The organism is Arthrobacter sp. Cza30 (assembly GCF_059090765.1).
Genome location: NZ_JBNHGA010000002.1, coordinates 145251 through 170253 on the forward strand (window position 1 = coordinate 145251; position 25003 = coordinate 170253).

General features: G+C 69.2%; 22 protein-coding genes. 5 read left to right on the forward strand and 17 right to left on the reverse strand.

Annotated elements, in window-relative coordinates:
• Nucleotides 1–233 precede the first annotated feature (233 nt).
• From AC5RVZ_RS05945 to AC5RVZ_RS05960, 4 genes are all read right to left on the reverse strand, one after another.
• The gene (locus tag AC5RVZ_RS05945; RefSeq protein ID WP_494064868.1) at nt 234–1115 is read right to left on the reverse strand and encodes an N-acetylglucosamine kinase; all 882 of its coding nucleotides are present in this window, start codon (nt 1113–1115) and stop codon (nt 234–236) included.
• A gap of 161 nt (nt 1116–1276) precedes the next feature.
• Nucleotides 1277–2617: an NADP-specific glutamate dehydrogenase gene (gdhA, locus tag AC5RVZ_RS05950; protein WP_494064869.1), complete on the reverse strand. Its 1341-nt coding sequence runs from the start codon at nt 2615–2617 to the stop codon at nt 1277–1279.
• Nucleotides 2618–2990: 373 nt separating this feature from the next.
• Nucleotides 2991–3470, reverse strand: coding sequence for an ArsR/SmtB family transcription factor (locus tag AC5RVZ_RS05955; RefSeq protein ID WP_494064870.1), 480 nt, complete (start codon nt 3468–3470; stop codon nt 2991–2993).
• Nucleotides 3471–3664: 194 nt separating this feature from the next.
• Nucleotides 3665–4867, reverse strand: coding sequence for an acetoin utilization protein AcuC (locus tag AC5RVZ_RS05960; RefSeq protein ID WP_494064871.1), 1203 nt, complete (start codon nt 4865–4867; stop codon nt 3665–3667).
• A gap of 124 nt (nt 4868–4991) precedes the next feature.
• Here AC5RVZ_RS05960 and AC5RVZ_RS05965 point away from each other — a divergent pair, with 124 nt between their 5' ends.
• Both AC5RVZ_RS05965 and AC5RVZ_RS05970 read left to right on the forward strand, forming a co-directional pair.
• Entirely contained in the window at nt 4992–6404 is a 1413-nt protein-coding gene (locus tag AC5RVZ_RS05965) for a TrkH family potassium uptake protein (protein WP_494064872.1), read from the forward strand.
• Nucleotides 6405–6444: 40 nt separating this feature from the next.
• Nucleotides 6445–7083, forward strand: coding sequence for a potassium channel family protein (locus tag AC5RVZ_RS05970; protein WP_494064873.1), 639 nt, complete (start codon nt 6445–6447; stop codon nt 7081–7083).
• Between the two features lie 43 nt (nt 7084–7126).
• Here AC5RVZ_RS05970 and proC read toward each other — a convergent pair whose 3' ends face one another.
• The 5 genes from proC to AC5RVZ_RS05995 form a co-directional block, all read right to left on the reverse strand.
• Complete coding sequence (gene proC / locus AC5RVZ_RS05975) at nt 7127–7987, reverse strand: pyrroline-5-carboxylate reductase (RefSeq protein ID WP_494064874.1); 861 nt, start codon at nt 7985–7987, stop codon at nt 7127–7129.
• A 312-nt stretch (nt 7988–8299) separates the two neighbouring features.
• The gene (locus AC5RVZ_RS05980; RefSeq protein WP_494064875.1) at nt 8300–9316 is read right to left on the reverse strand and encodes a Ppx/GppA phosphatase family protein; all 1017 of its coding nucleotides are present in this window, start codon (nt 9314–9316) and stop codon (nt 8300–8302) included.
• A gap of 88 nt (nt 9317–9404) precedes the next feature.
• Nucleotides 9405–12125 (reverse strand): type I DNA topoisomerase, encoded by a 2721-nt coding sequence (topA, locus tag AC5RVZ_RS05985; RefSeq protein ID WP_494064876.1) that lies wholly within the window; start codon nt 12123–12125, stop codon nt 9405–9407.
• A gap of 178 nt (nt 12126–12303) precedes the next feature.
• Complete coding sequence (locus tag AC5RVZ_RS05990) at nt 12304–12957, reverse strand: ArsR/SmtB family transcription factor (protein ID WP_494064877.1); 654 nt, start codon at nt 12955–12957, stop codon at nt 12304–12306.
• Between the two features lie 83 nt (nt 12958–13040).
• On the reverse strand, nt 13041–14651 hold the full coding sequence (locus tag AC5RVZ_RS05995; protein WP_494064878.1) for a DUF7059 domain-containing protein: 1611 nt from the start codon (nt 14649–14651) through the stop codon (nt 13041–13043).
• Nucleotides 14652–14872: 221 nt separating this feature from the next.
• On the opposite strand from AC5RVZ_RS05995, the gene AC5RVZ_RS06000 reads away from it, so the two are divergent.
• A complete protein-coding gene (locus AC5RVZ_RS06000) occupies nt 14873–15451 on the forward strand; it encodes a GNAT family N-acetyltransferase (RefSeq protein ID WP_494064879.1) in 579 nt (192 codons plus the stop codon).
• Between the two features lie 154 nt (nt 15452–15605).
• Here AC5RVZ_RS06000 and trhO read toward each other — a convergent pair whose 3' ends face one another.
• Nucleotides 15606–16511, reverse strand: coding sequence for an oxygen-dependent tRNA uridine(34) hydroxylase TrhO (gene trhO / locus AC5RVZ_RS06005; RefSeq protein ID WP_494064880.1), 906 nt, complete (start codon nt 16509–16511; stop codon nt 15606–15608).
• Nucleotides 16512–16608: 97 nt separating this feature from the next.
• On the opposite strand from trhO, the gene AC5RVZ_RS06010 reads away from it, so the two are divergent.
• Both AC5RVZ_RS06010 and AC5RVZ_RS06015 read left to right on the forward strand, forming a co-directional pair.
• Nucleotides 16609–17283, forward strand: a complete 675-nt coding sequence (locus AC5RVZ_RS06010) for a GNAT family N-acetyltransferase (protein WP_494064881.1) — start codon at nt 16609–16611, stop codon at nt 17281–17283.
• Nucleotides 17284–17438: 155 nt separating this feature from the next.
• On the forward strand, nt 17439–19793 hold the full coding sequence (locus AC5RVZ_RS06015; protein WP_494064882.1) for a DEAD/DEAH box helicase: 2355 nt from the start codon (nt 17439–17441) through the stop codon (nt 19791–19793).
• 39 nt (nt 19794–19832) lie between these two features.
• On the opposite strand, the gene AC5RVZ_RS06020 is transcribed toward AC5RVZ_RS06015, so the two are convergent.
• The 7 genes from AC5RVZ_RS06020 to ssd all read right to left on the reverse strand — a co-directional run bounded on the left by AC5RVZ_RS06020 (nt 19833) and on the right by ssd (nt 24949).
• Entirely contained in the window at nt 19833–20291 is a 459-nt protein-coding gene (locus tag AC5RVZ_RS06020; RefSeq protein WP_494064883.1) for an Rv3654c family TadE-like protein, read from the reverse strand.
• Complete coding sequence (locus AC5RVZ_RS06025) at nt 20278–20718, reverse strand: TadE family type IV pilus minor pilin (RefSeq protein ID WP_494064884.1); 441 nt, start codon at nt 20716–20718, stop codon at nt 20278–20280. Before AC5RVZ_RS06025 ends, AC5RVZ_RS06020 begins: the two co-directional genes overlap by 14 nt.
• Nucleotides 20719–20721: 3 nt before the next feature.
• A complete protein-coding gene (locus tag AC5RVZ_RS06030; RefSeq protein WP_494049469.1) occupies nt 20722–20856 on the reverse strand; it encodes a DUF4244 domain-containing protein in 135 nt (44 codons plus the stop codon).
• 460 nt (nt 20857–21316) lie between these two features.
• A complete protein-coding gene (locus AC5RVZ_RS06035; protein ID WP_494064885.1) occupies nt 21317–21883 on the reverse strand; it encodes a type II secretion system F family protein in 567 nt (188 codons plus the stop codon).
• Nucleotides 21880–22686, reverse strand: coding sequence for a hypothetical protein (locus AC5RVZ_RS06040; RefSeq protein WP_494064886.1), 807 nt, complete (start codon nt 22684–22686; stop codon nt 21880–21882). Before AC5RVZ_RS06040 ends, AC5RVZ_RS06035 begins: the two co-directional genes overlap by 4 nt.
• Entirely contained in the window at nt 22683–23846 is a 1164-nt protein-coding gene (locus AC5RVZ_RS06045; protein ID WP_494064887.1) for a TadA family conjugal transfer-associated ATPase, read from the reverse strand. The genes AC5RVZ_RS06040 and AC5RVZ_RS06045 overlap by 4 nt, the downstream gene beginning before the upstream one ends.
• A complete protein-coding gene (gene ssd, locus AC5RVZ_RS06050; RefSeq protein ID WP_494064888.1) occupies nt 23843–24949 on the reverse strand; it encodes a septum site-determining protein Ssd in 1107 nt (368 codons plus the stop codon). Before ssd ends, AC5RVZ_RS06045 begins: the two co-directional genes overlap by 4 nt.
• Between the last annotated feature and the right edge of the window lie 54 nt (nt 24950–25003).

Sequence of the window (25003 nt, forward strand, 5' to 3'; positions counted from 1 at the left end):
AGGGCAGAGAATCATCTCTGCCCTGTTGGCTCTGAAGGTCGGTATGCGTAGGCGCTAAGCGGTTACGTCAGGCCCCTCCAGAGCCAACGCAAAATACGCATACCAACGAGTCGTCATACCCGGAACTGTACGCCCGATCCGCAGCCGAAGGAAAACGCGGGCCCGGGACATGACAGATTATGACGACGGCGGGGCACCGGCTCCTGCGGCCGGCGGTGCGGGACCGGCCTCGCTCAGGCCAGGCCGGCCAGCACATCTATGCCGAAGACCGGCTCCCGGTCCAGCGGGCGCACGTCTGCGATCCCGTGCGGTTCCAGCGCGGCCGCGAGCGAGCGTTGGAACCGCGGGACGTTCATGCCCAGCCCGCCGCCGAGCACCACCGGGCCGCCCATGTCCAGCCGCCGGGCGACCAGGGCAATCTGGCCGGCCAGGTCGGCGGCCGCGTGGTCGACGATCGCCTCCGCCGCCGGATCGGCGCCGTCGGCGGCGGCCACCACCAGGCGGGACTTACCCGCCCAAAACCGCCGGTCGGTTTTCGCCGAGTGGAACAGCGCTATCAGCTCGGCCGGCTCCTGCACCCCGCAGTCGTCCAGCAACAGGTCCGTGAGCCGGTCCCGCCGCAGGCCCGCATCCAGGCGCGCGAGTGCGTGCCGGACGGCTTCCCGCCCCAGCCAGTAGCCGCTGCCCTCATCGCCCAACAGGTGCCCCCAGCCGCCGGCGCGGACCTCAAGCCCGGCCTCGTTGATGCCCCACACCGACGATCCGGTGCCTGCGACCACGCCGATCCCGCTGCGGAGGCGTCCGGCGGCGAGCACCAGGCGGGTGTCGTGGACAACATGGACGACCGCCCCGGGGGCCAGCGGGGCGATCAGGGCGCGCAGCGCCGCCGCGTCGCCCTCGGTGTCGATCCCGCCCGCCCCTGCATAGACCGCCGTGATCCCGGGCGCACCGAGCCGGCCGAAGACCTCGGCCAGGGCCGCGGCGGCCTGGGCGGGGCTGGCGTTCTGCACGTTGGCGCTGCCCGCCGTGGCTTCGGCGACCGGCAAGCCGTCGTCCAGCCGGATGCCGTGTGTCTTGCTGCCCCCGATGTCTAGCCCGATGAGTCTTTGCACCATGGGGTGAGCTTACTCGGGGCGTCCCGCCGCCGCGGAGGCCGGGCCGGAACGTCCGTCAAGCCTGCCCGGACCCGCGGGATGACCCGTGCACCAAGACGAAACGGTGCCCGCCGTGGCGGGCACCGTCGTCGTCATCAGTGTTGTGGGCTGTGCTGGCTGCCTTAGATGAGGCCCAGGGCGAGCATGGCGTCGGCTACCTTTTTGAAGCCGGAGATGTTCGCGCCCGCCACGTAGTTGCCGGGCATGCCGTATTCCTCGGCGGTCTCGGCGCAGCGGTCGTGGATGCCGACCATGATGTCCGCCAGGCGCTGCTCCGTGTACTCGAAGGTCCAGGCGTCGCGGCTGGCGTTCTGCTGCATCTCCAGGGCCGAGGTGGCCACGCCGCCGGCATTCGCGGCCTTGCCCGGGCCGAACAGCAGGCCTGCGTCCTGGAAGATGGAGGCCGCTTCGCTCGTGCAGGGCATGTTGGCGCCCTCGGCGACGGCGACCAGCCCGGACTCCACCAGGCGCCGGGCGGATTTCTCGTCCAGCTCGTTCTGGGTGGCGCACGGCAGCGCCACGGTGCAGTTGACGTCCCAGATGTTGCCGTCGGCCACGTAGTGCACGGCAGAGCCGCGGCGCTCGGCGTACTCCGAAATGCGGCCCCGCTCGACTTCCTTGATCTGGCGCAGCAGTTCGACGTCGATGCCGGCCTCGTCGACGATGTAGCCGCCGGAGTCGGAGGCGGTGACGACCGTGGCGCCGAGTTCCTGCGCCTTTTCGACGGCGTTGATGGCCACGTTGCCGGAGCCGGAGATGGCGACGCGCTGCCCGTCCAGGCTCTGCCCGCGGGTCTTGAGCATTTCCTGCGCGAACAGCACCGCGCCGTACCCGGTGGCTTCCGGGCGGACCAGCGAGCCGCCCCAGCCGATGCCCTTGCCGGTGAGGACGCCTGACTCGTAGCGGTTGGTGATGCGCTTGTACTGGCCGAAGAGGTAGCCGATTTCGCGGGTGCCCACGCCCATGTCCCCGGCCGGAACGTCGGTGTATTCGCCGATGTGGCGGTAGAGCTCCGTCATGAAGGACTGGCAGAAGCGCATGACCTCGCCGTCGGACCGGCCGCGCGGATCGAAGTCGGAGCCGCCCTTGCCGCCGCCGATGGGCATGCCGGTCAAGGCATTCTTGAAGATCTGCTCGAAGCCGAGGAACTTGATGATGCCCAGGTAGACGGAGGGGTGGAAGCGCAGGCCGCCCTTGTAGGGGCCAAGCGCGGAGTTGAACTCCACGCGGAAGCCGCGGTTGATCTGGACGTTGCCTGCGTCGTCCACCCAGGGCACGCGGAAGATGATCTGGCGTTCGGGCTCGCAGATGCGCTGCAGGATGGCGGCGTCGGAATATTCGGGATGCCGGGCGGACAGCGGCTCGAGGGTTTCGAAGACTTCGGTGACGGCCTGGTGGAATTCCGTTTCGCCTGGGTTGCGGCGGAAGACTTCGTCGCGGACTTCAAGCAGGTGGGCATCCATGGGTGCGTCCCTTCACTAGCTGACGTATGGGGGCACTCAGGTTGCTGCGGGCCCTCACACAGAAAACCACAAGAAGCGGGATCTAAGAAACACACCTGACACATCGCCGAACCGCCTCGTAACGCGCCGGGCGGCGGTACAGTCGGCCGGTTTGTCTCACGGACGCGGGCAGTTCCGGCACCGATCCGCGGGGTGGCGGGGCGGAAAGTGCGGGCCGTCACGGGCAAATCGCGCCGGCCCGTCGGGTCCGAATGTGCGGCTCGTCACGGCCCGGGCGCCCTCCGTGTCCGGCGCGGGTTGCCTCTGCTGCGCCGCCGGGCTGCTGCGTGCGACGAGGCCGGGCTGCCGCCTGCAACGGCGCCGGGGCTGCCGCTCAGCCGCGGCGGCGGCGCGGCAGTTTAGGCAGGTGCGCGAAGATGTCCGCGGCCTTGGTCGTTGCCTTGTTCGCCGCCTGGCCCAGCGACCGGCTCAGGTTGGCGGGAACCGGAACCTCGAGGCTCCGCCCCGTCACCGAATGCCCGGGTTCCTGCGGGGCGACGACGGCGGCTGCCACCGCGGGCGCCACCGGCTCCGCCTCGGTCGCGGGCAGGACATCGACCCCGAACCCGATGATCCATTCGGCCACATGCTGCAGCGGCCCGGTCTGCAGCGAGTAGTAGCGCTTCTGGCCCTGGGCGCGCATAGAGACGAGTCCGGCTTCGCGCAGCACCTTCAGGTGCTTGGAGACGGTCGGCTGGCTGACCTCCAGTTCTTCGACCAGTTCGCCAACCGCTTTGTCGCCGTCACGGAGCGAGCCGAGTATGTCCCGGCGGGTACCTTCGGCAATCACTGCAAAGACATCATCGATGGCCATTGCATTACCCTAACCGCATATATGCTCCGCGGCACACCCCTGGCGGTGGTCCTGGCCCCGGGCGGGGCAGAATCGTTATACCGCGTACCGGGGACGGACATCCCACTGAGGTTCTGGCGCAACCTCTTGGCAGCGCAGTCCCTTGGCTCGGCGTGTGTGCCGATCGCTGACGGCCGGGCCGGCCGATTAACCGCCTAGTCGAACCAGGGATCGAGTCCGTGGTAGGGGAAAACTTCCTTGCGGGTGGCCATCACGGTGCGGTCCACGCCGTCGTTGGGGTCATAGCCGACCTCCCACGAGCGCCACCACAGGTCGGCGTCGTCGCCCATGTACAGCGGCGCCTGCTGGCCGTACCGCACCTCGACGTAGTCCTGCCAGGACTGCGGCACCTCGCTGTGCAAAGGAATGGCCCGGCCGGAAACAATCGCCAGCATGTGTGTCCAGGAGCGGGGCACCACGTTGAAGACGTCGTAGCCGCCGCCGCCCGTGGCGATCCAGCGGTCGCCGCAGACCTCGCGCGCCAGGTCGGCCGTGTCCAGCATCATTTGCCGCTGGGCATCCACGCTCAGCCGGAGGCTGCTCAGCAGGTCGCGGACGTGGTTGTCGCAGCCGTGCTGGCTGACGATCACTTCGGGGGCGAAGGCCCTGACCAGCTGCGGGACCACCGCGTGGAAGGCCCGCAGGAAGGCCGCGTCGCCGGAGCGGGGCGGCATGGCGACGTTGACGGAACTGCCGGGCGCCTCCGGGCCCCCGCTCTCGTTCGCGAAGCCCGTCCCCGGGAACAGGTGGGTGCCGGTTTCATGCAGGGAGATGGTCAGCACCCGCGGGTCGTTGTAGAAGATCGACTGGACGCCGTCGCCGTGGTGTGCGTCGACGTCCACGTACGCGACCTTCTGCACGCCGTTATCCAGCAGGTGCTGGATGGCCAGGGCGCAGTCGTTGTAGATGCAGAACCCGCTCGCCTTGCCGCGCGCGGCGTGATGCATGCCGCCGGCGAAGTTGACCGCATGCAGCGCGGAGCCGTCCAGAATCGCGGCCGCGGACTGCAGCGAGGCCCCGGCGATTCGGGCGCTGGCGGTGTGCATGCCCGGAAACACCGGATCGTCTTCGGTGCCCAGGCCCCGCTCGTCATCAATGGCGTCCGGGTTTTCACTGACCGCCTTCACCGCGGCCACGTAGGCCGGGTCGTGCACGGTCTGCAGTGCCGCGTCGTCGGCGATTTCGGCTGCGGCCAACGTGACGTTCGGGCGGTGGAAGATGGCGAATTCGTCAGCCAGCTTGGCCGTCAGGTCCAACCTGATCGGGGACATGGGATGATGCGCGCCGAAATTGTAGGCCAAGACGGATTCACTCCACACCGCCAGAGTGGGAACCGCGGGAACTGGGGTCGCTGACATCACAGACAGGCTACGCGAAAGCATCGGTGCGCGCGCATTCTTCCCGCGCCCCGTGCGATCAAATGATGATTTACTACTGCAAGGAGCAAGTCAGCGATTTCGGAGCCGGACAGAAGCGATCGGGATGACCAGACAGCAGCCGTCATGGCTAGCCGGGCGGGAACACGAACGATTCTCGCTTTTGCGCACGCTCCGCGACTTCGTGGACAGCGTTGCCAACAGTTCCCCGGCACGGCTGGCGCTGATCGTCTACGTGGCGGTGATCCTGGTCTTCACCGGGCTGCTGTCCTTGCCCGCCGCGGCGCGCGACGGGGTCATCACGCCGCTGCACGACGCCTTCTTCACGGCAGTCTCGGCCGTCTGCGTCACGGGCCTGACCGTGGTGTCCACCGCCGGCCACTGGACCTTCTTCGGCCAGGCCGTGATCCTGCTGGGCATCTTCATCGGCGGCCTGGGCACGCTGACGCTGGCCTCGCTGCTGGCGCTCATGGTGAGCAAGCGGCTGGGCGTGCGCGGCAAGCTGATCGCCCAGTCCGCCATGAGCAACGCGGGCCGCCTGGGCGAGGTCGGCGCGCTGCTGCGGATCGTGATCACCACCTCGGTGATCATCGAGGTGGTGCTCGCCCTGGTGCTGATCCCCCGCTTCCTGATGCTTGGCGAATCCTTTCCCCAGGCCGCCTGGCACGGCATCTTCTATGCCATCTCGGCATTCAACAATGCGGGGTTCACCCCGCACTCCGATGGCCTGGTCCCCTACGAGACCGACGAGTGGATCCTGCTTCCGCTGATGGTCGGCGGTTTCCTGGGCAGCCTCGGGTTCCCGGTGGTCATGGTGCTCCTGGAGCGCGGTTGGCGCTTCAGCAAATGGAACCTTCACACCAAGCTCACGGTCGAGGTGTCCCTGATCCTGCTGGTGGTCGGCGCCCTGGTCTGGGGCGCCATGGAGTGGAGCAACCCGGAGACCCTGGGCGGCATGAGCACCTGGGACAAGGTTCTGCACGCAACGTTCGCGTCCGTGATGACCCGCTCGCTCGGCTTCAACCTGGTGGACATGAACAACATTGAGCCGTCCACCATGCTCTTTTCCGATGCCCTGATGTTCGCCGGCGGCGGTTCCGCCTCGACCGCAGGCGGCATCAAGGTCACGACCATCGCGATCGTGTTCCTGGCCATCGCAGCCGAGGCCCGCGGCGACCGGGACGTGAAGGTCCATGGCCGGACCATCCCCGAAGGCGCCATGCGGGTGGCCATCTCGGTGATCGTCATGGGTGCCACGTTGGTGGCCGTCGCCGCCGGCCTGCTGCTGGCCTTCACCGGCGACAGCCTGGACCGGGTGCTGTTCGAGGTCATTTCCGCGTTCGCCACCGTCGGACTGAGCACCAACCTGAGCGCTGAGCTGCCGCCCGAGGGCAAATACGTGCTCTGCGCACTGATGTTCGCCGGCCGCGTCGGCACCATCACGTTGGCCGCCGCCCTGGCGCTGCGCGAGCGCCGCCAGCTGTTCCACTACCCCGAAGAGAGGCCCATCATTGGCTGACAAGTCCGCATCGAACAGACGTCCCGCCCACAACGCGCCCGTGCTGGTGGTCGGTCTGGGCCGCTTCGGCGCCTCTACCGCGGAACAACTGGTCAAGCAGGGCCGCGAGGTGCTGGCGATCGAACGTGATCCAACCCTGGTACAGAAGTGGTCGGGACAGTTGACCCACGTGGTGGAGGCCGACGCCACGAACATCGACGCGCTGCGCCAACTGGGCGCACAGGAGTTCAGCTCCGCCGTCGTCGGTGTCGGCACCTCGATCGAGTCCTCGGTGCTGATCACCGTGAACCTGGTGGACCTGGGCATCGAACACCTCTGGGTCAAGGCCATCACCCCGTCGCACGGCAAGATCCTCTCGCGCATCGGCGCCAACCATGTCATCTACCCGGAGGCCGACGCCGGCCGCCGCGCCGCCCACCTGGTGGGCGGCCGGATGCTGGACTTCATCGAGTTCGACGACGGGTTCGCCATCGTCAAGATGTACCCGCCGAAGGAGACCCAGGGCTTCACGCTGGGTGAGTCCCAGGTGCGCTCCAGGTACGGCGTCACGGTGGTGGGCGTGAAGTCGCCCGGCGAAGACTTCACCTACGCGCGGCCCGAAACCAAGGTCTCCAGCCGGGACATGCTGATCGTCTCCGGGCATGTGGACCTGCTGGAGCGTTTCGCGGCCCGCCCGTAGCGGGGCCGCCCGCCGGTCCCCCGGAGCCAGGGCCCGCCGCGGCTCAGGCCAGCTCGCGCGACAGTTCGGCCGCCCGTTCCGCAGCGGCCGCGGCACCGCGCGCGATCACCTGCGGCAGCCCGTCGTCGTCGAAGGAGGCGATGGCGCGCTCCGTGGTGCCGTTCGGGCTGGTGACCGCACGGCGCATGACCGCCGGGTCGGCGTCCGGCGCGGCGAGCATGATGCCCGCGCCGGCCACTGTCTCGCGGGCCAGCGTCATCGACAGCTCCGGGTCCAGGCCCAGCTCCACGCCCGCGGCGGCCATCGCCTCGGCCAGGTAGAAAGCATAGGCGGGGCCAGAACCGCTGACCGCGGACACCGCGTCCAACTGGTGTTCCGGAACCACGACGACGGTGCCGGCGCCGGCGAATACTTCGCGGGCGGCCTCCAACTGGGCATCGGTCACGTGGCTGCCGGCGGAGAGGCCGACGGCCCCCCGGCGCACCTTGAGCGGCGTGTTGGGCATGCTGCGCACCAGCGGCTGGCCATCCGGCAGGGCGGCTTCCATGGCGGCAACGGTGACTGCCGCGGCCACGGACACCACCACGGTCGCCGCGTCCAAGGCCGGCGCAATGGTCCGGCACAGGTCCGCGATGCCGGCCGGCTTCACGCCCAGCACGGCTACGTCGGCGCCTTGCACCGCATGGGTGTTGGCCGCCGGGTCGTCTTGTTCCGCCAGCACCGTCAGGCCGGGATAACGTCCGCGCAGTTCCGCGGCGCGTTCGCTGCGGCGCACCGTCGCGGTCATATTTTCTGCCGGTGTTCCGGAGGCCAGCAGCCCGGCCAGGATGGCCTCGTTCATGGACCCACAGCCCAGGAAAGCGATGCGGCGTGCGGTTGGCGTTCCCGTGGCGTCAGCAGTCATGTCTGCCATTGAATCATGGGGCCGTCCTCCGGCGCGTGCCGCCGTCCGGTGCCCCGCGCACACCTGCGGGGAAGGACTCACAGGTCCCGTTCAGGTGTTTAACGGCGTTGTCCCAAGGTCTGCGTCTAGTGTCATAAGCACCTCATCAAGGTGCGAGTGATGATGGACCGGACCTGCTGGTTCCGGTCCAGGCGCCGGCGAACAGCGGTTGACTCCCCCAACCGACCGCAACGTTCGCCGGCGTCGCCATTTAAGCCCTCCACCGCACAGCCCCACCGCGTGACGTTTCCGCGGTTGTTGGGCCGGGGTTTGCTAGCTGCCCACCTTCTCGACGGCGGGGGCCGGCTCCAGCGCCTGCCGCACCAGCATGGTGCCCACGGGGCTGACCGGGGCGTCACTGTCGTAGAGCAGGTGATCGAAGCGTTTGAGAATCAGCCCCTCCCGCAGCGCCCACGGGCAGATCTGCAGCGTCTCGGTCTCGAACATTTCCATCGCCGCCTCGGCAACCATCGCACCCGCGAGCAATTGCGGCGCCCGCACCATCGAGACACCCGGCAGGTTGACACGGTCGCTGACCGGCATCGCGGCCAGGCGGCGCGTCCACAGGGACAGGTCCGTGCGGTGCAGTTCCCGCCGCACGTACGGGCCGGCGGCCGAGGGGGCGGCTCCGGCGATCCGTGCCAGCGAGCGGAAGGTCTTGGAGGTTCCGACCACCATGTCCGGCCGGCCGTGGGCAGAAATTTCTTTGACCGCTGGAGCCAGCGTCTCGCGGATATACCCGTGCAGGTCCCTGATGCTCTTCACGCTCGGGGGGTCCTCGGGCAGCCACTCCCTGGTCAGCCGGCCCGCTCCCAGCGGCACCGAGACGGCGTGTTCGGGCAATTCGTCATGACCGATGGCCATCTCGAAGGAGCCGCCGCCGATGTCCAGGTCGAGGATGGTGCCCGACCCCCAGCCGTACCAGCGGCGGACGGCCACTAGGGTCATGCCGGCCTCCTCCGGGCCGGTCAGCTCCTGCAGCGTGACATCGGCTTCCGCCTTGACCCGGTCCAGCACAGCCCTGCCGTTGGTCGCTTCGCGGATGGCGGAGGTGCAAAAGGCCAGCATGTCTTCGGCCCCGTGCAGCCCGGCGAACCGCCAGGCCTCTCGGATAAAGCCGATGAGTTCCTGCTGGCCCTCTTGGCTGATACTGCCCTCGGCATCCAGGTACGCCACCAGCGACAGCGGCCGCTTGTGCGAGGCGAAAGGCACCGGCCGGGCACCCGGGCGGGCATCCACCAACAACAAATGCACCGTGTTGGAACCGATGTCGAGAACACCCAGACGCATGTTCATATTATGCAGGCCTGCGGCACGGGCACCGCAAACGGGCACCGCGTCCGGCCCCGACCGCCGCGGGCGGCGGCCGGGGCGTCCGCTACTTCTTGGCGGCGGCCTTGCGCCGTACCGGCTTCTTCGCCGCCGCTTTCGCCGGTCCCTTCGCGCGCTTCTCCGCCAGCAGTTCGATGGCCTGCTCGCGTGTCAGCTCTTCGATGCTGGTGGCGCGCGGCACCGTGATGTTCGTGACGCCGTCGGTGATGTAGGGGCCGAACCTGCCGTCCTTGACCACGATGTTCTTCTCCGACACCGGGTCCACGCCGAACTCGGCCAGCGGTGCGGCGGCGGTGCGGCCGCCGCGGGTCTTCGGCTGCGCGTAGATCTCCAGCGCCTGTTCCAGCGTGATGGTGAAGATTTCCTCTTCGGAACCGATCGACCGCGAGTCGCTGCCCTTCTTCAGGTACGGGCCGAAGCGTCCGTTCTGCACGGTGATTTCGGTGCCCTCGGCATCGGTGCCAAGCACCCGCGGCAGGCTCAACAGCTTCAGCGCGTCCTCGAGGGTGACGGTGTCCACGCTCATCGACTTGAACAGGGAACCGGTGCGAGGCCTGACCTTGGCGGGCTTTTTCGGCGGCTTGGGCTTGCCGTTCTTGTAGTACTCCACCGGCTGCGCGGCCAGTTCCTCGGCCGTCGGCTCGTGGATCACTTCGGTGACGTAGGCGCCGTAACGGCCTTCCTTGGCCACGATCGTCCGGCCGGTCTCCGGGTCCTTGCCAAGCTCGCGCTCGCCCGGCCCCTGGGTTTCCATCAGCTCGAGGGCTTTCTCCGGGGTCAGCTCGTCCGGAGCCAGGTCGTCGGGAACGTTGGCCCGCTCCGGCTCCTCGCCGTCGCCCTCGCCGTTGCGTTCCAGGTAGGGGCCGAACTTGCCCACCCGCAGGGTGATGCCCTCGGCAATCTCGATCGAATTGATCCGGCGCGGGTCGATTTCGCCCAGGTCGTTCACCACGGTGTTCAGGCCGGTTTCCTTACGGTCCCCGTAGTAGAAGCCGGAGAGCCACTCGGTCCGGCTGGCCTCGCCGCGGGCAATGCGGTCCAGGTCCTCTTCGAGTTCCGCCGTGAAGTCATAGTCGACGTAGTCGCTGAAGTACTCCTCCAGGAGCCGCACCACGGAGAACGCGATCCAGCTTGGCACCAGGGCGGAGCCGCGGGTGCGGACGTAGCCGCGGTCCATGATGGTGGAGATGGTGGCGGCGTAGGTGGACGGACGGCCGATGCCGCGGTCTTCCAGCGTCTTGATCAGTGATGCTTCGGTGTAGCGCGGCGGTGCCGATGTCTCGTGCCCGACGGCGTCGACCGCCTGCGCGTCCAGCGCGTCACCCTTGGCGAGGTTCGGCAGGCGCCCGCCGGTGGCATCGTCCTCGTCCTCGCGTCCGGCGTCCTTGCCCTCCTCGTAGGCGGCCAGGAACCCGGGGAACGTGATGACGGTGCCGGATGCGGTGAACTCCGCGTCCCGCCCGTCCCCTGCCGTGGCGCCGAGCCGCACGGTCGACGTCGATCCCTTGGCGTCGGCCATCTGCGAGGCCACCGTGCGTTTCCAGACCAGCTCGTACAGCCGGTACTCGTCGCTGGAAAGCTGGCTGCGGACCTGGCCGGGCGTGCGGAACGAATCACCGGCGGGCCGGATGGCTTCGTGGGCTTCCTGGGCGTTCTTGTCCTTGCCCTTGTAGACGCGGCGGGCATCCGGGACATACTCGGGCCCGTACAGCTCTGAGGCCTGGCGCCGCGCGGCGTTGACGGCCTGGTCGCTCAGCGCCGGCGAGTCGGTACGCATATAGGTGATGTAGCCGTTTTCGTACAGCTTCTGCGCCACCTGCATGGTCGAGCGGGCGGAGAACCGGAGCTTGCGGGCCGCCTCCTGCTGCAGGGTGGAGGTGGTGAACGGCGCCGCCGGCCGGCGGGTGTAGGGCTTGTTCTCTACCGCGCGGACGGAGAAGCTGGCGCTGCGCAGGGAGTCTGCCAGCGCGGTGGCGGCCGCCTCGTCCAGATGGACGGCGGAGCGGGCCTTGAGTTGGCCCAGATCGTTGAAGTCCTTGCCGACGGCGACCCGGCTGCCGTCCACCGAGACCAGCTTCGCCTTGAACACTCCGCCCTTGGCCGCATCCTCCGGCGCCACGGTTGCCACCAGGTCCCAGTAGGAGGCCGCCCGGAACGCCATCCGCTCGCGCTCGCGCTCGACGACCAGCCGGGTAGCCACGGACTGCACGCGTCCGGCGGACAGCCCTGCCTTGACCTTGCGCCAGAGCACCGGCGAGAGTTCGTAGCCGAAGAGCCGGTCCACGATGCGGCGGGTCTCCTGGGCGTCGACCAGGTCGGTGTCCACCTCGCGGACCTCGGTCAGGGCGCGCTGCAGGGCTTCGCGGGTAATCTCGCTGAACGTCATGCGGTGCACGGGCACCTTCGGCTGCAGCACCTGCAGCAGATGCCACGCGATGGCTTCGCCCTCGCGGTCACCGTCAGTTGCCAGATAGAGTTCGTCGGCGTCCTTGAGCATCGACTTGAGCTCGGAGACCTTTTTCTTCTTGTCCGGAGACACCACGTAATACGGCTCGAAATCGTTCTCGATGTCCACCGCAAACTTGCCGACCGACGTCTTTTTCAGCTCGGCGGGCAGGTCGGAGGGCTGGGGCAGGTCACGGATGTGCCCCATGGAAGCCGTGACCTCAAAGCCCTCGCCAAGGTACCCGGCGATGGTTTTGCCCTTGGCCGGGGACTCGACGATGACGAGTTTCTTACCGGTTTTTTCGCGGGCCTTGGCTGGCACTGTGCTCCTACGTAAAGAAAGGGTGTTGATGCGCTTGTAAATACGTCCCCCAACCCGGCGGGGTGGAGGACCGTCAGCACTAGGTTAGCCGCAACAGTACCGCGAAACAGAAAACGCCAGCGGGTGCAGCCGGCCGCCTCCGGGGCCGCGGACCGTCGCCGATGCCCGCGGCAGGGCCCTAATCGTTGTCGATGTCGCCGGGCAGGAAGGAGAAAACATAGTAAAGCTTTTCCGCCCCTTCGCCCCGGTTTTCGGGATTGGTGGTCGGGCTGTATTCCAGCAGGATCTCGCCGATCCGCCGGCCGAGGTCCTTCCGCTGTTCCTCGGTCAGGTAGAACCGTCCCGTGCTGAGCGCCGCCAGGTGCCCTTCCTGTCGCCAGGTGTCGGGGTTCGGCAATTGCTTGTCCCGTTTGACGTACTTGGACAGGCGTTCGCGCAGGTCGTTCAGTTCCACATCCACCACACCCATGGTGGCGGCACGGCTGTCCGCCACGCTGGTCACGTCCAGGCGTCCGGCGGCGGCCTGCCAGTGCCGTTCGCGGCCGTCGCCCTGGTTCACGCACCGTTTGACGAATCCCCACTTTTCCAGCGCCCGGAGGTGGTAGCTCATGGCGCTGGGCGTCAGTCCGTGCCGCTGCGCCAATTCCGTGGCGGTGGCCGGCTGCTGCGTATCAAAGAGCTCTTCGATGACCTTCAACCGCACGTTATGGGCCAGGGCACGGATGGCGCGGGCATCGGAGATATTGACCCTGTCTCCGGCTGCCGGTTCGGCCGGAGTGGCCGCCGCTGCCGTGGCCGCCCGGCCGGTCGTGGTGGTTGAAGCCTTAGTCATGATCAGTAAGTGTAATGCCGGTCACGGCTGCCGGGCGGGGTTGCCGGGCCAATCCCGGACTGCAATCCGGCAACGATTCCCTTTTACCCGCCGGCAGGCACCAGGAAGCCGTCTGCCACCAGGTTCCGCACTTCGGCGGACAGTTGCGGGGCGAAGTCCGGCTCCTCGCGGCCCAACAGCGCCGCCAGCGCACCGATGATCTGGTCCACGCCCAGTTCGCCGTCGCAGGCGGAAACGAACCCGGCCAACTCGGTGCTCATCAGGTTGGTCCGGCGCAGCCCCGCGCCTTGGCGCAGCAAGATGACGCCGGGGTGTTCGGCGCCGGGCCGCTGGTGCCGCTCCTCGGTCACGTCCTCGGCCACCCGCAGGTGCTGGCGGCCAAAGTCCGCCGCGTGCTCGGCCAGCCAATCGGCCCGCTCGACCGCCGCGGCCAGGTGCGGGCCGATGGGCTGCTCGATCGGATAGGTGATCTCCTCGAACCGCCGCAGCAATCCTGCAGCTGCGGCGGCCGCCGTGGTTTCGGGCAGGGAGCGGCGCAGCCATACGAGCCCGAAGCCAAGGGCCTCCACGTCGCGGGACGCGAAATCGTCCAGGTAGGCGGCGTACGCGGATTCGAACAGCTCGGGGTCGCGGTTCACCGAGGCGTCCCGCAGCCACGTCTGCGCATACTGCGCCGGGCTGAGCTGCTCCCGCTGGATGACCCAGGCGTCGGTGTCCGGCGCCAGCCACTGCTCCAACCGGGCGTGCCAGCTGCCCGTGCCCGCCGGAATTTCCCAGTTGCCCAGCATCTGTGCGACGCCGCCGTCGGCCAGCACCGAGGGCAGCGAGCGGAAGAGGGAGGCCACGATGTCGTCGCCGGGCAGTCCGCCGTCGCGGTAGGTGAATTGCTCCTCGGTGCGTTCGGCCGTGCGGCGCGGCGTGATCACAAACGGCGGGTTGGACACCACCAGGTCGAACCGTTCCCCCGCCACCGGCTCCAACAGGCTGCCCAGGCGCAGGCTGACCCGCTCCGCCAGGTTGTCCGGGTCCAGCCCGAGGGGGCCGGCGTTGAGCGCGAGGTTGAACCGGGTAAAGGCCAGCGCCCGCTCCGAAATGTCCGTCGCGGTGGCGTGGCGGGCGTGGCCCAGCAGGTGGAAGAGCTGGATCCCGCACCCGGTGCCCAGGTCCAGGGCCCGTTCCACCTCGGAGCGGACGGTCAGCTGGGCCAGCGTCAGCGAGGCCTGGCCGATGCCCAGGACGTGGTCGTGCCGGAGGACGCCGGGCCGCTGGTGCGCACCGAGGTCGCTGGCCACCCACAGCTCGGTCTCGCCGAAGGCGTACGGGCGGAGGTCAACGGCCGCCCGCCACTCGCCGCCGTCGCGCTCGGCCAGCCGGAGGGCCGCGAGCCCGTCCACCCCGGTGCGCGGGAACGCCCGGGTCAGCTGCCCGGGCGGCACGCTCCGGCCCAACAGCCAGAGGCGCACGACGGCGGCCAGGCGGCCCTGTGCCGGATCCTCCAGCAGTCGGGCGGTGGCCAGAACGGCCGGAATCAGCTGGTCGCGGTCCAGGGCCTCCCACGCCTCGGCGCCGAGCAGCGTTGCCACCCCGTCCACGCTGTAATCCAGGGCGGTCAGGTCGGCGGCCAGGTCCGTCAGCAGCCGCCGGTCGCTGCTGGCGGGCGCGCCGGGGACGTCGGAGAAATCTGCACTATCCACGGGCCAAGTCTAGTAACCCGTACGGACACGCCCCGGACCTGCCCGGGGCCGAGGTGGTGGCGGGGGTATGACTACCTTGGACCTTGCCGAACCAAGTGGCGGTGGGAGTACGGGCACGCCCCGGACCTGCCCGGGGGCCGAGGGTGCGACGGCACCTGAGTGGCCGCCGGTCGCCGCTGCCCAGGCGTCCGCGGCGCTGCCGTGATGGTTAAAATGACCTCATGCTCGTCACCACCACCTACCTTGAACAGACCGATCCGGCCCAGCTGGTGCCGGGCTCGCGCCCGCTGCCGGATGATGCCGCCGTGGTGCTGGTGCGGCAGATCAGCCCCGAGTTCAGCAAGTTCCTCTACCGCAGTGTGGGCAGCGGCTGGAACTGGGCTGACCGGCTGGTGCTCACGCGCAGCGAATGGGAACAGGCGGTGCGTGCCCCCGGGGCGGAAACCTGGGTGCTGTACACCGCCGGCGCCCCGGCGGGCTACGTGGAACTCTTGGGCCGACCCGGCGGGACGGGTACCGAGGTCGAAATCATGTACTTCGGCCTGTTCCCCGAGGCGATCGGCCGCGGCCTCGGCGGCGCCCTGCTGGCCGAAGGCATCCGGCAGGCTTGGCAGTTGCACGGGCGCTGGAACGGGTTTCCCCCGGTGCGGCGCGTCTGGGTGCATACTTGTTCGCTGGACGGGCCGGCGGCCGTGGCCAACTACCAGGCGCGGGGCATGAGCGTGTTCAAGACCGAGGCCGAGGACACCGAACCGCAGGATGCCACCGCGGGCCTGTGGCCGGAGACCGCGAACGCCTGACCAGCCGCGGGACCTGACGTCGGTGGGCAGCCCCGCGACGTCACAAACAGCTCCGGGACGCTCCCCTGCCCGGGACCGGACGGCGCGGAAGCCGCAGGGGCGAGACAACGGGAGTCAGCCGGCGCCAGTCAGCAGCGGCAGCCAGCGGCGGCAGTCAGGCGGCGGCAGGCTCCGGGCAGCCGTCCGGGCAGCGCAGGGTCTGCGGATCCGCTGCGCACGCGGAACAGTACAACGTCAGCTGGCGGCAGTCCGGGTTGGAGCAGTTCTCGAACTTGTTGGTCGGCGCCTGGCAGCGGACGCATTCCCCGATGGTCTTGGCGTCCGGCGTGAACTCCAGGTGCATGCGCTGATCGAAGACGTAGAGCGATCCTTCCCATAGCCCGGCGTCGCCGAAGGTTTCGCCGTAGCGGACAATTCCGCCGTCGAGCTGGTAGACCTCTTGGAAGCCACGGTTGACCATCAGAGACGAGAGCACCTCGCAGCGGATGCCGCCGGTGCAATACGTCACCACGGGCTTGTCCTTAAGATCGTCGTACTTGCCCGAGTCCAGTTCCTTGATGAAGTCGTGGGTGGTGGCCACGTCCGGCACGATGGCGTCTTTGAACTTGCCGATCTGCGCTTCGAAGGCGTTGCGGCCGTCGAAGAAAACCACGTCTTCGCCCGCGGCCTTTTTCGCGTCGATGAGCTGGTGCAGTTCCTCCGGGCGCAGGTGCGTCCCGCCGCCGACCACACCGCCCTGGTCCACTGTGAGCTCCCCCGGAGCACCGAAGGATACGATCTCGTCCCGGACCTTGACGCTCAGCCGCGGGAAGTCTTCCGCCCCACCCTCGGACCACTTCACGTCGAGGTTGCGGAAGGCAGGGTATTCGCGTGTGGTTTTCACGTACTGCTTCACCGCGTTCAGCTCTCCGCCCACGGTGCCGTTAATGCCGTCCCTGGAGATCAGGATTCGGCCGCGCAGGCCGAGTTTCTCGCACAGCGCGCGTTGCCAGAGCCGGACGGCGTCCGGGTCCGGCAACGGGGTGAAAGCGTAATAAAGCACAATTCGGTTCAAAGCCACGCATCAAGGTTACGCGGTGGCCGGTAATCAGGGATTGTGACAGGGTTGTCATCGATTAGGCATGCCGCCCGCGCCCGCTGTTCGGTACAGTCCTGCTATGGGTCACGAATATACGACTGACGTCCCCGACGACGTCCTTGCCGCCTGGGTCGCCGGCTGGTCGGCCTGCCGCGGCTACTCCGCCGAAGAGGTCGACGGACACCCGGCCGTGTTGCTGGCGGACAAGACCGGGGACTGGGAGTACTTCGCGTTCGAACCGGGCGACGAGGAATTCGCCGCCGTGGCCCGCGACACCACCAAGTCACCGGGACGGATCTTCACCGTGCTGACGCGCGACGCGCAGCGGATCCATCAGTTGGCGCCGCAGCATGGGCTGCGGGTGCACCACAACGCGCAGTCGTTGATGGTCACCGACATGTCCGGCCAGGACACCGAGGCCCCGTGGTACCGCGACGCCGATTACAAGACCGAGGTCGAGAAGCACGGGAACGTGCACCGGGTCCGGGTGGTGCATGAAGGAAACGAGGCCGCCCACGGCGTCGCCGCCGCCGTCGACAATTTCGCGGTCTTCGACCACATCGAAACGGACATTAACTACCGCCGGCGCGGGCTGGCCACGCACGTGATGCGCGCGCTGATCGCCTCCGTGCTGGAGCACATGGTGGACACCGGGCTGCTGATCGCCTCGCACGACGGCCAGATGCTCTACCGGCACCTGGGCTGGGACACGGTCTGTGATGTGATGATCCTCAAGCCCGCCGCGGAGGGCTGACCGCCTGCTGCCTGGCACACCGGTGCTGCCTGCCCACCCATGCAGCCCGGCACACCCCTGCTGCCTTGCTCACCCGTGCAGCTGGCCCGCACGGCCCGCAGCTGCCGTGTTGCGGGGCTGCCCGCCGCGCTCCGGTGTGGTGACACAATGTTCGGGTGGCCCTGCACGATTCCCTGATTCCGCTGCTCGGCTCCGGTCCGGAGCCTGAGCAACTGGTGCATGTCCGCGAGCTCCCTGCCCGGGAGGCCGTCGCGGAGCCGTGGCCGGAGTGGGTCCACGATGATATCCGTGCCGCCTATGCCGCGCTCGGGGTGCACGAGCCGTGGCGCCATCAGGTCCGCGCCGCCGAGGGCGCCCATCAGGGCCGCCATACGATCATTGCCACGGGAACCGCCTCGGGAAAGTCGCTGGCCTACCAGGTGCCGGCCCTGGACGCCATCCACCGGACGGCACTGGCAGACACCGTCAGCCTCGAGCCGAGCGGCGCCGTCGCCCTGTACCTGGCCCCGACCAAGGCGTTGGCGGCCGACCAGCTGGCGGCCATCAAGGCGCTGAAGCTGCCCACCGTGCGGGCGGAAACCTACGACGGCGACACCGACCCGGGTGCCCGCCGCTGGATCCGGGACCACGCCAACTTCGTGCTGGCCAATCCGGACATGCTGCACTTCGGCATCCTGCCCAATCATGCCTGGTGGGCACGGTTCTTCCGCCGGCTGCGCTTCGTGATCATTGACGAGGCACACAGTTACCGCGGCGTCTTCGGCTCGAATGTTGCCAATCTCGTGCGGCGATTGCGCCGTGTCTGCGCCAGCTACGGCGCGGACCCGGTGTTCATCGGCGCTTCTGCCACCTCCGCGGACCCCGCAACGTCCTTCGGTCGGCTGATCGGCGCGGAAACAGAGGCCGTGACCGAAGACTGCTCGCCACACGGCTCCACGACGGTAGCGTTCTGGGAACCCCAGCTCACCGAGCTTAAGGGCGAGAACGGCGCCAAGGAACGGCGCACGGTGGTTGCCGAAGCCTCCGACATGCTGGCCAATCTCGTGGCGGCACAGGTGCGTACGATCGCCTTCATCAAGTCCCGCCGGGGTGCCGAGACGATTTCCTCCATCACCAAACGGCTGTTGGACGACGTCCATCCCTCGCTACCGGGGCGGGTGGCTGCCTACCGCTCCGGCTACCTGCCGGAGGAGCGCCGCGAGCTGGAAGGCAAGCTCAGGTCGGGGCAGCTGCTGGGCGTCTCGAGCACCTCGGCGCTTGAGCTGGGCATCGACATTTCCGGGCTGGACGCCGTCCTGGTCGCGGGCTGGCCGGGCACCCGCGCCTCGTTGTTCCAGCAAATCGGCCGCGCCGGCCGGTCCGGGCAAGACGCGCTGGCTGCCTTCGTGGCCAGCGACGATCCGCTGGACACGTATCTGGTGCACCACCCCGAGGCCGTCTTCGACGTCTCCGTCGAGGCGACCGTTTTCGACCCGTCGAACCCCTATGTCCTGGGGCCGCACCTGTGCGCCGCCGCCCAGGAGCTTCCGTTGACACCCGCGGACATCGGGCTGTTCGGCGCCGCGGCTCCCGGCCTGCTCGACCAGCTGACGGCCGACGGCTATCTCCGGCGCCGGCCGGCCGGCTGGTACTGGACCCACCCGGAAAGCGCGGCGGCCATGGTGAATCTGCGGGCCGACGGCGGTGGGCCGATCAGTATTGTCGAATCGGAATCCGGGACGCTGCTCGGGACCATGGACTCCCCGCAGTCCCACTATCAGGCCCATAGCGGCGCCGTGTACGTGCACCAGGGCACGACGTACGTCGTGGATGAACTCAACGAGCAGGACCACTGCGCGATGGTGACCCGGGCCAATCCGGACTACTACACCCAGGCCCGCGACGTCACGCAGATCGAAGTGCTCGGCGCGCAGCGGACCGAGCAGTGGGGCGAGGTCCAGGCCTGCTTCGGCGATGTGAAGGTCACCACCAAAGTCGTCTCCTTCCAGCGCAAGGCCTTCATCTCCAACGAAATCCTGGGCGAAGAGCCGCTGGATCTTGGTGCCAGGGAACTGTTCACCAAGGCCGTCTGGTTCACCATCGGCGAGCAGCAACTGACCTCCGCGGGATTGGTCGCGGCCCGTGTGCCCGGTGCTCTGCATGCGGCCGAACATGCCGGCATCGGGCTGCTCCCGCTGGTGGCCTCCAGCGACCGGTGGGACATCGGCGGGGTATCGACAGCACTGCATGCCGATACGGGCAAGCCGACCATCTTCGTCTACGACGGGCATCCCGGCGGTGCGGGCTTCGCCGAGCGGGGCTTCGAGGCGGCCAGGATCTGGCTGGCGGCCACCCGGGACGCCATCCGGTCCTGCGAGTGCGAAACGGGCTGCCCGTCCTGTGTGCAGTCCCCCAAATGCGGCAACAAGAACAATCCCTTGGACAAGTCGGGGGCGGTCACGCTGATCGAGGCTCTGCTTTCCGAAGCCGGCCCTGCCCCTGCCGACAGGCACCAGACGGCCGTCGCGTAACAGCGGGGCACCGCACGCGGTTGATTGGCCAGGTGCGGCTCACCGGCCCGGCGGTGGCCCCGCGCGGGCCAGACCCTCGGCATGCGTCCACTGTCCGTCAAGCCACCCCAGCAGGTCAGGCAACCGGGTCCGCGTCCGGACATCCACCACCACACCGCCGGGTCCGGAGCGGCGGCACGCCAACAGCTCGGCATCCTGCTTACGCGCCACGTCCGCCGCCAGGGTGCATGGTTCGCCGTCCAGCAGGCCGCGGGCAGCATCGGCGCCGGCCAAGGCAGCCAAGTCGGCCGCCTTCCCTGCCCGCGCCGATGCCAAGCCCGCCTGCATCACCATGACGACCACCGCAAGCATCAGGCAGAGCATGAGCACCAGCCCCACCGACAGCACCGTTCCGGCGCCGTGGTCCGTGCCGTCCGGTCCGGGTGCGCCGAAACCGACGCCGGCACCGGTACCGGGCGGCGCGGCACCGGCCGCCGGCCGCCGGCTACCTGGCCCCATCTCCTGCGCCTGACGGATCCACCGGTCCACCGATCGGCTCGGCGGGGCCGGTGGCCCGGGCCTCCAGCGTCCAGCGCCCAAAACCGGGCCATGGACCAGATACCTGTGCCGTGACATGGACCGTAACCCAACCGCCGCCGCTGCCGGACGCCAACGTGGCGCCGTCCCCGGCGATGGAGCGGACCGTGTGGGCGGCTGCCGTCTCCGACTCGCCGCGGCCAAGCTGCCGAACCGCGGCCTGTGCGGCCTTCTCCACATTCAGCTGTGCTGCTCCGGCGGCCGCACCGGCCAGCAGGAAAGCCAGCACGACGACGACGGAGGGCAGGACAACGGCGAACTCGGCCGTGACGCTGCCGCGCTCGCCAGGGCCGTGGGCGGCCGGGGCATACCTGCTGGCGCGGAAGCGGGCGGCTCGGCACACAGACATCGGTCAGACCGCCCTCAGCGCCAGCTCCACCAGGTCCGTGAGCATGCCGCGGACTTCGCCGCTTCGCAGGATCAGGACCAAGAGACCGGCGAACGCTACCGCGGCAAGCGTGGCGATGGCGTACTCGGCGGTAGCCATTCCGGCTTCAGAGCCGGTCAGGTGCCGCCAGTTTCTCCTGGCGTGCCCGTCCCGACGGCCCGCAGGGAAGTCAATAACCTGCGCAAGAAGGCCGGGGCCGTCATGCGCGGCAGGTGGTTGTTCCGCTGCGTCCCCAAGCGGTTGAGCCGCCGCCTTCCTGGTCGGCTGAGCCGGCGCGGGCGGTTGAGCCGGTGCGGGTGGTTGCGCCACCGTCTCCCCGGGTAGTTGCGCCGTCGCGAACGCTTGCGCCGCCTTGTCCCCGGGTAGTTTAGCTGCGGGGTTCGGCGGCAGCGCACGTGGCGTGCGGTCCCGGATTTCGGCCAGTGACAACATGTTTTTCCTCCTGGATGTGACCGCCGGATTGCGGTTATTCGAGCTTCCCCGACCGGGCCAGAAGCCGGCACCCCCGGCTTGGTCCCGGTGCACAATCTGGGGTGCGGCCTGCACTGTGGAGGAGTGCTTACAGCTTGGGCACGAGGGCGACGAGCACCGGCACGACGCCCAGCGCGATGAAGGCGGGAAGGGCGCACAGCCCCAGCGGGAGTACAAGCCGGGTGCCGAGTGCGGCCGCGCGCTGCTGGTCCTCCTGGTGCCCGCGCCGCCGCAGCTGGTCGGCTTGGGCAAAGAGCACCGCCGCCGAGGGCGCACCCGTTGCGGCACCGAAGCGCAATGAATCACGCAACACGTCGAGTCCGGAACCGGGCTCGGCGAGCGCCCAGGCCTCCTGCCAGTCCACGCCCAGCAACAGCGCCGAGGCAACCTGGTCCAAACCCGCCTTCGTCGTTCCCCGGCTGGTGGCGGCGAGGGCGGCCACGGCGTGGGGCAAGGGCAGTCCCGCTGCCAGCATCGCGCCCAACAAGTCCAAATGCAGGGCCGGATCGTCGGCCGCTTCGTCCCTGCCGCCACCCTTCCGGGTTCCGCCTGAAACCATCGGCCGCTTCGCGGGGACGCGGCGGGCGCCGACCAGTCCCGGATTCAGCAGCCAGGCAGCAGCAAAGAGCAATACACCGGTCAGCACCGGGATCACAGGCCCTCCCGTCCGGCAGCATGGCGCACGAGTTGCCGGGACCAGAGGCGTGCGCCGACCATGAGCGCCGCCCCGGCGACCAGGACCGGCCACCCCGTCGGTGACAGCAGCAGCGTGGCGACCGGGTCGGCACCCATCGCGGCGCCGAGCCCAAGTCCCAGCAGCGGCAGCCACCCGAGCAGGGCCGCGGTGGTCTTCGGTCCCGCCAGCGCGGTTCTCCGGGCAGCCCTGGCATCAAGCCGATGCTGCAGGTGCCGCGCATAATTCTCCAGCAGCAATGACAGTGGTGCCCCGGTCCTCTCGGAAACCTCCCAGCAGGAAGCCAGATCATGCCACATCCGTTGCACGGCGGCGGCCTCGGGGCGTACCCGCCGCCCGTCACCCGGCCCCTGCCTGCGCAGAACCGGCCCAATTCCCAGGCCCAGGTCCGCGGCCTGTGCTGCGGCCTCAAGGGTCGGCAGCAACAGCCCGGCTTCCCGCGCTGCCGCACCTGGCGCCAGCCCCGTTCCGTCCCGCCGCCGTGCACCCGGAGTGGACCGGTCGGGCGGTCCCGCCGCCGCGTAGACCGAGAGCATGTCCGGCCAGAGCTGGGCCGGCGTGCGCCCGGCATTCAACAGCGCCGCGAGCTGCCGCACGAAGAGGGGCAACTGGTCCAATTCGGCGACGTCGGACCGCCGCCTCGTCCCGCTGCCGGCCGACGCCCGGCCGAAGCCACGGCGCACCTCGGCTGACCAGGATCCGCGCTTCGGCAACAGCAGCAGGCAGGCGGCCGCAGTCAGCAGGAAGACCGCGAGGCCTGTCATGGGAACAACCGTTCGTGGAGTTCGTCCGCTCCAGGCGAGTGCCTGATGCCGGCTCCGTCGGCGGCCAGCGCCGGAATGGTCTGCAAGCCACCGGAGGGATCGCGCTGCAGCAGGCAGATCTCCCGCACGCAGCGCCCTTCCCCGGTCCGGTGCATCGAGATCACCAGGTCCAGTGCGCTCGCCGCCTGAAGTACGACCGCTTCGGCGCTCATCCCGGCGAGCGCGCCCATGGCTGCCAGCCTGGCCGGGACCGCCGCGGCGGAGTTCGCGTGGATGGTGCCGCCGGCTCCGGCGTGGCCGGTGTTCATCGCCGCGAGGAACTCGCGGACCTCCGCTCCGCGGCACTCTCCGACCACCAGCCGGTCCGGCCTCATCCGCAGGGCCTGCCGAACCAGCTTCGCCATGCCGATCGACCCGGTGCCCTCGACGTTGCTGGTCCGGCTCTGCAGGCCCACCACATGCGGATGGTCCGGGTCCAGTTCGGCGGCATCCTCGACCAAGACCATCCGTTCCTGAGGACCGGCGATCCCCAACATCGCCGAAAGCAAGGTCGTCTTGCCTGACCCGGTGGCTCCGCAAATCAGGAAGTTCAGGCGCTGCCCGACGATGGCTTCGAGATAGGGCTGCCACTGCGGCGCGGCGATGAGCAGTTCCGCGAGCGTGAAGCGGCGCCGACGATGGAGCCGGATCGAGAGCAGCGTCCCGCCGGTCGAAACCGGTGGCAGCACGGCATGGATTCGGTAACCCGCCAAGCGCACATCCGCGCACGGGTTCCCGTCGTCGAGCCTGCGCCCGCCGGCTGCGACCAGGCGTACGGCCAGCGCCCGGACCTCGGCGTCGTTGGCAAAAGCGACGGAGGCACGGACCAGACCGCGTTCGCCGTCGGTCCAGATGTCCTGCGCGCCATTCACCAGGATGTCCGTGGCCCCCGCGTCCGCCAGCGGTTGCAGCGGCCCCAGTCCGCGCAAGTCGGCGGCCAGTGAGTCCACCGCCTGCAACGTACCGGCCGTTCCCAGCAAACGGCCGCTCGACTGAACGGCTGCTGCCAGTCGGGCTCCCGTCACCGGCGATGGATCGGAGAGCAGCGCCCGGCGGAAGGGCTCCAGACCGATGCCGGGGGCCGCTGCCGGGGCAGCCCGCCTGCGTCCCGCCCCGTTCATGACCTGTTGCCCTGCCCCGGTGCGGGGTTCAGGCGCTCCAGCAGGCCGGCGCACATCGCGCGGATCCGCCTGTTCGAGGCCAGATCCAGCAGGCGCCCGCCCCGCTGTGCCGCCGGGACCGCGCGCAGGTGCGGCACGTAGCCGGCCAAGGGCAGCCCCAGCTCGTCGGCGATCAGCTGTTCGTCGGCTCCCGCCGGCAACGGTCCCCGGACCACCAGGTGCAGGTTCGTTCCGGTTTCGGCCGCTGCCGCCGCTGCCGCCGCGGCCCGCAGGGAGCGACTGTCAGTCCTGGCCAGCAGCACAGTGTCGTGAGCCGGCGGCCCGGTCTGGGGCGGTCTTCTCAGCCGTCCGGCGTCGACAACCACCAGGCCAAAAGCACCTGCCGCGGCCGTCATGATCTCCGCCGCCACCTCGTCCTGCGGGGCGCCGTGCAGGGCGGGGTCCCCTGTCCCCGGCCAAGAGAGCAGGGAGAATCCGCCGGTCGCCGGCAAGGACGCCGCCAGTTGGACCGGGTTCACCGTTCCCTGCACCGCCGCCAGATCCGGCCAGGCCAGGCCCGGGACGTCGGCGGCGCCCAAAGCCGCCGAGAGCCCTCCGCCGAGCGGGTCGTCGTCCACCAAGACCGTGGCCGTTTCCGACCGGGCAGCCTCCGCGGCCAGCCAGGCCGCCAGGGCAGAAGCGCCTACTCCACCGCTGGCCCCGTGCACGACAACCACCTTCCCCGCCGTTTCACGCCGCCAGGTCCGGCTCAGGTATTCCGCCAACCACACCGCGCCCTCGGGCAACACCGCCACCCCGCCGGCGCCCGTGGAGGCCGCCAGATCCCACAGGGCCGGTGCTTCGTCGATGAATCCGACCACGATGATGTCCCCGCCGCTCCGCTGCACCCGGTGATGCCCGGCGGTGCCCAGAAGCATCGGGGCGGCTCCACGAGCGGCATTCGGGGTCCCCGGCAATCCGTCGGGGCGAAGTGCCAGCCCGGCCGCCGCCGCGATCCTGGCCACTTCATCCCGCAGCCGGTCGGTGCCGCCGACGAGGACGACGTCCGTCGCTTCCGCGGGTTTCCAGCGGGACCGCGCGGCGGCAGTGTGCTGACTTGGCATGCCCTGATCTTCGCTGAGCTCCCGGCCCGCGCCCGCCACGGCAACTCCTGATGT

Coding starts and splice junctions, on each gene's coding strand:
- AC5RVZ_RS05945 (WP_494064868.1), bottom strand. CDS start 1,115: ATGGTGCAAAGACTCATCGGGCTAGACATCGGGGGCAGCAAGACACAC.
- gdhA (WP_494064869.1), bottom strand. CDS start 2,617: ATGGATGCCCACCTGCTTGAAGTCCGCGACGAAGTCTTCCGCCGCAAC.
- AC5RVZ_RS05955 (WP_494064870.1), bottom strand. CDS start 3,470: ATGGCCATCGATGATGTCTTTGCAGTGATTGCCGAAGGTACCCGCCGG.
- AC5RVZ_RS05960 (WP_494064871.1), bottom strand. CDS start 4,867: ATGTCAGCGACCCCAGTTCCCGCGGTTCCCACTCTGGCGGTGTGGAGT.
- AC5RVZ_RS05965 (WP_494064872.1), top strand. CDS start 4,992: ATGACCAGACAGCAGCCGTCATGGCTAGCCGGGCGGGAACACGAACGA.
- proC (WP_494064874.1), bottom strand. CDS start 7,987: ATGACTGCTGACGCCACGGGAACGCCAACCGCACGCCGCATCGCTTTC.
- AC5RVZ_RS05980 (WP_494064875.1), bottom strand. CDS start 9,316: ATGCGTCTGGGTGTTCTCGACATCGGTTCCAACACGGTGCATTTGTTG.
- AC5RVZ_RS05990 (WP_494064877.1), bottom strand. CDS start 12,957: ATGACTAAGGCTTCAACCACCACGACCGGCCGGGCGGCCACGGCAGCG.
- AC5RVZ_RS06000 (WP_494064879.1), top strand. CDS start 14,873: ATGCTCGTCACCACCACCTACCTTGAACAGACCGATCCGGCCCAGCTG.
- AC5RVZ_RS06010 (WP_494064881.1), top strand. CDS start 16,609: ATGGGTCACGAATATACGACTGACGTCCCCGACGACGTCCTTGCCGCC.
- AC5RVZ_RS06020 (WP_494064883.1), bottom strand. CDS start 20,291: ATGGGGCCAGGTAGCCGGCGGCCGGCGGCCGGTGCCGCGCCGCCCGGT.
- AC5RVZ_RS06025 (WP_494064884.1), bottom strand. CDS start 20,718: ATGTCTGTGTGCCGAGCCGCCCGCTTCCGCGCCAGCAGGTATGCCCCG.
- AC5RVZ_RS06030 (WP_494049469.1), bottom strand. CDS start 20,856: ATGGCTACCGCCGAGTACGCCATCGCCACGCTTGCCGCGGTAGCGTTC.
- AC5RVZ_RS06040 (WP_494064886.1), bottom strand. CDS start 22,686: ATGACAGGCCTCGCGGTCTTCCTGCTGACTGCGGCCGCCTGCCTGCTG.
- AC5RVZ_RS06045 (WP_494064887.1), bottom strand. CDS start 23,846: ATGAACGGGGCGGGACGCAGGCGGGCTGCCCCGGCAGCGGCCCCCGGC.
- ssd (WP_494064888.1), bottom strand. CDS start 24,949: ATGCCAAGTCAGCACACTGCCGCCGCGCGGTCCCGCTGGAAACCCGCG.